Below are 6,005 nucleotides of genomic sequence, written 5' to 3' on the forward strand. Positions count from 1 at the left end.
GCTCAGGCGTCAGCTCTGCGCGGCAGACGGCGACGCGTCGTCCTGCTCGCCCGGCTCGGCGGCGGTCGTGGCCGGGCTGGCCAAGGCGCGCACCGGCCGCATTCGGGCCAAGTGATTGGTTCATTTAGAGGGGCCCCTGCGGGGGGCGGGGGCCGGCGGGCGCGGCGCGCGCGCGCCCGCCGCCGCCGGCCCCCCGCGGCCGGGCCCCCCCCCCCCCCCCCCCCCCCCCCCCCCCACCCCCGTCGTACGGGAACTGCTCAGGCGTCAGCTCTGCGCGGCAGACGGCGACGCGTCGTCCTGCTCGCCCGGCTCGGCGGCGGTCGTGGCCGTCTGGGCCTCGGCGCGCTCGCGCATCTTGCGGACCAGCTCCTGCTTCTTGTCCTCGGCGACCTTGCGGTCGGCGGTGCGCGCGGAGCCCGCGCCCTGCTGCTCGGCGCGGGACAGCTTCTTGCGCTGTCCGCCCACGCCGAGGAGGTTGTTACGGCTCTTGGCCATGGTGTTCTCCCCTACGGAAGGTGAAGTGAGTCAGGTGAAGGTGATCGGGGCCGGTCGCGCCAGGCCCCGGGCTGCGGCGGGGTGTGCGCACCCGCCGCGCTCTCACTCGTAGATCTGGAAGAACGAAGACATGCGGGAACCGTACCCCGCTCCCCTCGGGCGCCGCACCAGTTTTTCCGGCCGCCGAGGGTCTCAGGCCGCCAGGGAGGGATCAGGCCGTCGGGTCGACCGTCGCCTGGTGGGCCTCCGCCAGGTGCTCCTCCGCCTTCAGCCAGGGCAGGAACTGCGCCGAGCGGCGCCACGCGCAGGTGGAGCAGGTCAGCTGGCGCGTCACGCCCGACTTCCGTACCTGCACGACGTGTTCACGGCCGTGCTGGTCCCATCTCCTGACCTTGCTGGTGGTGATCGACGGCATGGCGTACCTCCCGGAACGGCGGCGGCGATGGCTCCGGTGGACCGTACGACGAAGCCCCCCGGTCCGTACCCGGAACCGGGGGCCCCACGCACACACGCGGGTGTCAGCAGCCGAGCAGACGCGAGCCCAGGTACGCCTGGATCTGGTCCAGGGAGACGCGCTCCTGCTTCATGGTGTCGCGCTCGCGCACGGTCACCGCGTTGTCGTCGAGGGTGTCGAAGTCGACGGTGACGCAGAACGGGGTGCCGATCTCGTCCTGACGGCGGTAGCGGCGGCCGATGGCGCCGGCGTCGTCGAACTCGATGTTCCAGTTCTTGCGCAGGTCGGTCGCCAGGCCCTTGGCCTTCGGCGAGAGCTGCGGGTTGCGGGACAGCGGCAGGACCGCGACCTTGACCGGGGCCAGGCGCGGGTCGAGGCGCATGACCGTGCGCTTCTCCATGACGCCCTTGGCGTTGGGCGCCTCGTCCTCGACGTAGGCGTCGAGCAGGAACGCCAGCATCGCGCGGCCGACACCGGCCGCGGGCTCGATGACGTACGGCGTCCAGCGCTCGCCGGCCTCCTGGTCGAAGTACGACAGGTCGGTGCCCGAGGCCTCGGAGTGCGCCTTGAGGTCGTAGTCGGTGCGGTTGGCCACGCCCTCCAGCTCGCCCCACTCGCTGCCGCCGAAGCGGAAGCGGTACTCGATGTCGGCGGTGCGCTTGGAGTAGTGGGAGAGCTTCTCCTTCGGGTGCTCGAACCAGCGCATGTTCTCCTCGCGCATGCCGAGGTCCGTGTACCAGTTCCAGCGCTGGTCCATCCAGTACTGCTGCCACTCCTCGTCCTCGCCCGGCTTGACGAAGAACTCCATCTCCATCTGCTCGAACTCACGGGTCCGGAAGATGAAGTTGCCCGGAGTGATCTCGTTCCGGAAGGACTTGCCCATCTGCGCGATGCCGAACGGCGGCTTCTTGCGCGAGGTCTGCTGCACCTGGCCGAAGTTGGTGAAGATGCCCTGGGCGGTCTCGGGGCGCAGGTAGGCGACCGAGCCGGAGTCCTGGGTCGGGCCGAGGTGGGTCGAGAGCAGACCCGAGAACTGCTTGGGCTCGGTGAAGGTGCCCTTGTTGCCGCAGTTGGGGCAGTTGAGGTCGGCGAGGCCGCCCACCGGGGGCTTGCCGTGCTTCTCCTCGTACGCCTCCTCCAGGTGGTCGGCGCGGTAGCGCTTGTGACAGGAGGTGCACTCGGTCAGCGGGTCCGAGAAGGTGGCGACGTGACCCGAGGCGACCCAGACGTCCGGGGCCAGGATGACCGACGAGTCGAGACCGACCACGTCCTCGCGCGAGGTGACCATGTAGCGCCACCACTGACGCTTCAGGTTCTCCTTCATCTCGACGCCCAGCGGCCCGTAGTCCCAGGCGGCGCGCTGACCACCGTAGATCTCACTGCAGGGGTAGACGAAGCCACGGCGCTTGCTCAGGCTGACGATGGTGTCGATCTTGTCGGCGGCCACGGTGCTCTCTTCATTACGACGACGACGAACGGCGAATGACTCAGGTTACCGGCGCGTGCACCCCCTGGATCAAATCGGTAAGGGCCCGGGAGAGGTCGTGCGCCACCACCTCGTGATCTTCCGGGCATCTCATCCGCCTTGTTGACAATCGTTTCCACTTTTGTTGAAAATGACAGTCATGAACGTACGCCGCCTGATACCCACCACCGCCGTCGCCGGAGCAGTCGCCCTCGGTCTGACCGCCCTCTCCGCCTGCTCCACCTCCGACGCGGCGGACGGGGGCAACGGCGACAAGCTGAAGGTGACGGCGTCGTTCTACCCGATGCAGTTCCTGGCCGAGAAGATCGGCGGCGAGCACGTCGCCGTCACCAGCCTCACCAAGCCGGGCGTAGAGCCGCACGACCTGGAGCTCACCCCGCGCCAGATCGGCTCCATCAGCGAGTCCGACTACGTGCTGTACCTCAAGGGCATCCAGCCCGCCGTGGACGACGCGATCAAGCAGTCCGGTGTGCAGAACACCGTCGACGCCGCGACCCTCACCACGCTGGAGAACCACGGCTCCGAGGTCAGCGGCCACGACCACGGGCACGAAGGCGAAGAAGAGCACGCGGACGAGCACGGCCACGAGGGCGAGGAAGCCCACGAGGAGCACTCCGAGGGCGACGGCCACAACCACGGCGAGGAGGGCGGCGCCGACCCGCACATCTGGCTGGACCCGGTGAAGTACGCCGAGGTCGCCAAGGGTGTCGGCAAGTCGCTGGAGAAGGCCGACCCCGACCACGCCGCCGACTACAAGAAGAACACCGACGCCCTCGTCGCCGAGCTGGGCGAGCTGAACACGGCGTACGAGACCGGGCTGAAGAACCCCGCCACCAAGACCTTCATCACCACCCACTCCGCCTTCGGCTACCTCGCCGAGCGCTACGGGCTCACCCAGCAGGGCATCGCGGGCATCGACCCCGAGGCCGAGCCGAGCCCCGCGCGCATCCAGGAGATCCACACCATCGCGGAGAAGGAGAAGGCCACCACGGTCTTCTTCGAGACGCTCGCCAGCGACCGGACCGCGAAGACCCTCGCGAAGGACACCGGGCTGAAGACCGGCGTCCTGGACCCGCTGGAGGGAATCACGGAGAAGTCCCAGGGCGCTGACTACATCGAGGTCATGGAGTCCAACCTCGCCGCGCTGCAGAAGGCCCTCGGCGCGAAGTGACCCGCACCACCCGCACCACATCCGGATCGGAGGCGCTCATGCCGGAGCGTGAGAGCACCCCCACCCGCGAGGCCGTGATCAGCCTGCGCGGCGCCACGGCCACCCTCGGCGCGCGCCCCGTGCTGCGCGGGGTGGACCTCACCGTGCACCGCGGCGAGGTCGTCGCGCTGCTCGGCGCCAACGGTTCCGGCAAGTCCACCGCCGTACGATCGGTCATCGGGCAGGTCCCGCTGACCGGCGGCAGCGTCGAGCTGTTCGGCACCGAGCTGCGCCGCTTCCGCCGGTGGGGCCGGATCGGGTACGTCCCGCAGCGCACCACCGCCGCGGGCGGCGTGCCCGCCACGATCCGCGAGGTCGTCGCCTCCGGCCGGCTGTCCCGTACGGGGCTGCGGTGGCCCGGGAAGGCGGACCGGGCGGCCGTGGAGCGCGCCATCGAGCTGGTGGGCCTGGCCGACCGCGCGAAGGACTCCGTGAGCGCCCTGTCGGGCGGCCAGCACCAGCGCGTGCTGATCGCCCGCGCCCTGGCCTCCGAGCCGGAGCTGCTGATCATGGACGAGCCGATGGCGGGGGTGGACCTGGCCAGCCAGGAGATCCTCGCCTCGACCCTGCGCGAGCAGGTGGCGCTCGGCACCTCCGTACTGCTGGTGCTGCACGAGCTGGGCCCGCTGGAGCCGCTGATCGACCGGGCCGTCGTCCTGCGCGACGGCTGCGTCACGCACGACGGGCCGCCGCCGGAGGCGCTCGGCCAGCACGCGCTGCCCGGCCACGACCACGTACACCCCCACGCGGCCGCCGAGCCCGTCCGGACGGGACTGCTGACCTGATGCTCTTCGAATTCCTCAACCCTCCCTTCATGCAGCGGGCGCTCATCGCGGCCGTGCTGGTCGGCATCACCGCGCCCGCCATCGGCATCTACCTGGTGCAGCGGCGGCAGGCCCTGATGGGCGACGGCATCGGGCACATCGCGATGACCGGCGTCGGCCTCGGCTTCCTGCTCTCCACCAGCCCCGTGTGGATGGCGACCGCCGTCGCGGTGGCCGGCGCCGTCGTGATGGAGCTGATCCGCTGGTACGGGCACACGCGCGGCGACCTCGCCCTGGCGATGCTGTTCTACGGCGGTATGGCGGGCGGCGTCATGCTGATCAACCTGTCCGACACCGGCTCCAACGCCAATCTGACCTCGTACCTCTTCGGCTCGCTCGCCACCGTCTCCGAGTCCGACGTCGTCGCGATCTGCGTGCTGGCGGCCTTCGTCGTGCTGGTCACGGTGGGGCTGCGGCGGCAGTTGTTCGCGGTCAGCCAGGACGAGGAGTTCGCCCGGGTCTCCGGGCTGCCCGTCCGGGTGCTGAACCTGCTGGTCGCGGTGACCGCGGCGGTGACCGTGACCGTCGCGATGCGGGTCGTCGGGCTGCTGCTGGTCAGCGCGCTGATGGTGGTGCCGGTGGCGGCCGCCCAGCAGATCACCAAGTCCTTCAAGGTCACCTTCGTGCTGTCCGTGGTGATCGGCACGGCCGTCACCCTCACCGGCACCGTGACCTCGTACTACCAGGACGTTCCGCCCGGCGCGACGATCGTGCTGCTGGCCATCGCGGTGTTCGTCGCGCTGACCGCGCTCGCCGCTCCGCTCGCGCGACGCCGGGCCCGGGCGAGCGAGGCGAAGGGTGCCGAGTGCACCCTGGAAGTACCGGCAGCCCGCCGGGAGCGGGACGGCGTACAGGTGTGACAGCGGTGCGTGTGACGGAGTCGCACCGTACGTGTTCGCCGGAGGCACCCGGCCGGGCTGGCACAATGGCCCGACACATGTACGGGCGACACGAGGAGGCACCTGTGGCCACGGCGCCGATCAGTGGCACGAACGCAGCGCCGGTACGCGGCCGGTCCACCCGGCAGCGGGCGGCGGTGGCGGCGGCGCTCGACGAGGTCGACGAGTTCCGCAGCGCCCAGGAGCTGCACGACGTCCTCAAACACCGCGGCGACTCCGTGGGCCTCACGACGGTCTACCGGACCCTGCAGTCCCTCGCCGACGCCGGTGAGGTCGACGTTCTGCGCACCACCGAGGGCGAGGCCGTCTACCGGCGGTGCTCGACCGGGGACCATCACCACCACCTGGTCTGCCGACTCTGCGGCAAGGCCGTGGAGGTCGAGGGCCCGGCCGTCGAGCAGTGGGCCGAGATGATCGCCGCCCAGCACGGCTATGTGAACGTCGCGCACACCGTCGAGATCTTCGGCACCTGCGCGGAGTGCGCCGAGAAGAAGGCGTAACGGACGTTACGACGAAAGGGGGGGGGGGGGGGGGGGCCCCCCCCCCCCCCCCCCCCCCACCGCCGCCCCCCCAGAACACCCAGAGGGTCCCCCACAGCCCCCCACCCCCCCACCAGGCCCCCCGCGGGACACGCACC

Annotated in this window: 7 protein-coding genes; 4 read left to right on the forward strand and 3 right to left on the reverse strand. The window is 70.7% G+C overall.

Annotated elements, in window-relative coordinates; translation table 11 throughout:
* Positions 1 to 264 precede the first annotated feature (264 nt).
* The 3 genes from JS521_RS22645 to JS521_RS22655 form a co-directional block, all read right to left on the reverse strand.
* The gene (locus JS521_RS22645) at positions 265 to 495 is read right to left on the reverse strand and encodes a DUF6243 family protein (protein WP_205084779.1); all 231 of its coding nucleotides are present in this window, start codon (positions 493 to 495) and stop codon (positions 265 to 267) included.
* Positions 496 to 706: 211 nt separating this feature from the next.
* Positions 707 to 910 carry a hypothetical protein gene (locus JS521_RS22650; protein WP_205084780.1) on the reverse strand — a complete coding sequence of 68 codons (204 nt, stop codon included), beginning with the start codon at positions 908 to 910 and terminating at the stop codon, positions 707 to 709.
* Positions 911 to 1,013: 103 nt separating this feature from the next.
* A complete protein-coding gene (locus JS521_RS22655; protein ID WP_205084781.1) occupies positions 1,014 to 2,396 on the reverse strand; it encodes a glycine--tRNA ligase in 1,383 nt (460 codons plus the stop codon).
* A 178-nt stretch (positions 2,397 to 2,574) separates the two neighbouring features.
* On the opposite strand from JS521_RS22655, the gene JS521_RS22660 reads away from it, so the two are divergent.
* The 4 genes from JS521_RS22660 (at position 2,575) to JS521_RS22675 (ending at position 5,868) form a co-directional block, all read left to right on the forward strand.
* Entirely contained in the window at positions 2,575 to 3,606 is a 1,032-nt protein-coding gene (locus JS521_RS22660) for a metal ABC transporter substrate-binding protein (RefSeq protein WP_205084782.1), read from the forward strand.
* 38 nt (positions 3,607 to 3,644) lie between these two features.
* Positions 3,645 to 4,430 (forward strand): metal ABC transporter ATP-binding protein, encoded by a 786-nt coding sequence (locus JS521_RS22665; RefSeq protein WP_200719211.1) that lies wholly within the window; start codon positions 3,645 to 3,647, stop codon positions 4,428 to 4,430.
* Positions 4,430 to 5,329 (forward strand): metal ABC transporter permease, encoded by a 900-nt coding sequence (locus JS521_RS22670; RefSeq protein WP_205084783.1) that lies wholly within the window; start codon positions 4,430 to 4,432, stop codon positions 5,327 to 5,329. The genes JS521_RS22665 and JS521_RS22670 overlap by 1 nt, the downstream gene beginning before the upstream one ends.
* A 104-nt stretch (positions 5,330 to 5,433) precedes the next feature.
* Positions 5,434 to 5,868 carry a Fur family transcriptional regulator gene (locus JS521_RS22675; RefSeq protein ID WP_006124317.1) on the forward strand — a complete coding sequence of 145 codons (435 nt, stop codon included), beginning with the start codon at positions 5,434 to 5,436 and terminating at the stop codon, positions 5,866 to 5,868.
* Positions 5,869 to 6,005: the final 137 nt, after the last annotated feature.

The organism is Streptomyces durocortorensis (genome assembly GCF_016901035.1).
Lineage (GTDB): Bacteria > Actinomycetota > Actinomycetes > Streptomycetales > Streptomycetaceae > Streptomyces > Streptomyces durocortorensis.

Coding starts and splice junctions, on each gene's coding strand:
- JS521_RS22645 (WP_205084779.1), bottom strand. CDS start 495: ATGGCCAAGAGCCGTAACAACCTCCTCGGCGTGGGCGGACAGCGCAAG.
- JS521_RS22650 (WP_205084780.1), bottom strand. CDS start 910: ATGCCGTCGATCACCACCAGCAAGGTCAGGAGATGGGACCAGCACGGC.
- JS521_RS22660 (WP_205084782.1), top strand. CDS start 2,575: ATGAACGTACGCCGCCTGATACCCACCACCGCCGTCGCCGGAGCAGTC.
- JS521_RS22665 (WP_200719211.1), top strand. CDS start 3,645: ATGCCGGAGCGTGAGAGCACCCCCACCCGCGAGGCCGTGATCAGCCTG.
- JS521_RS22670 (WP_205084783.1), top strand. CDS start 4,430: ATGCTCTTCGAATTCCTCAACCCTCCCTTCATGCAGCGGGCGCTCATC.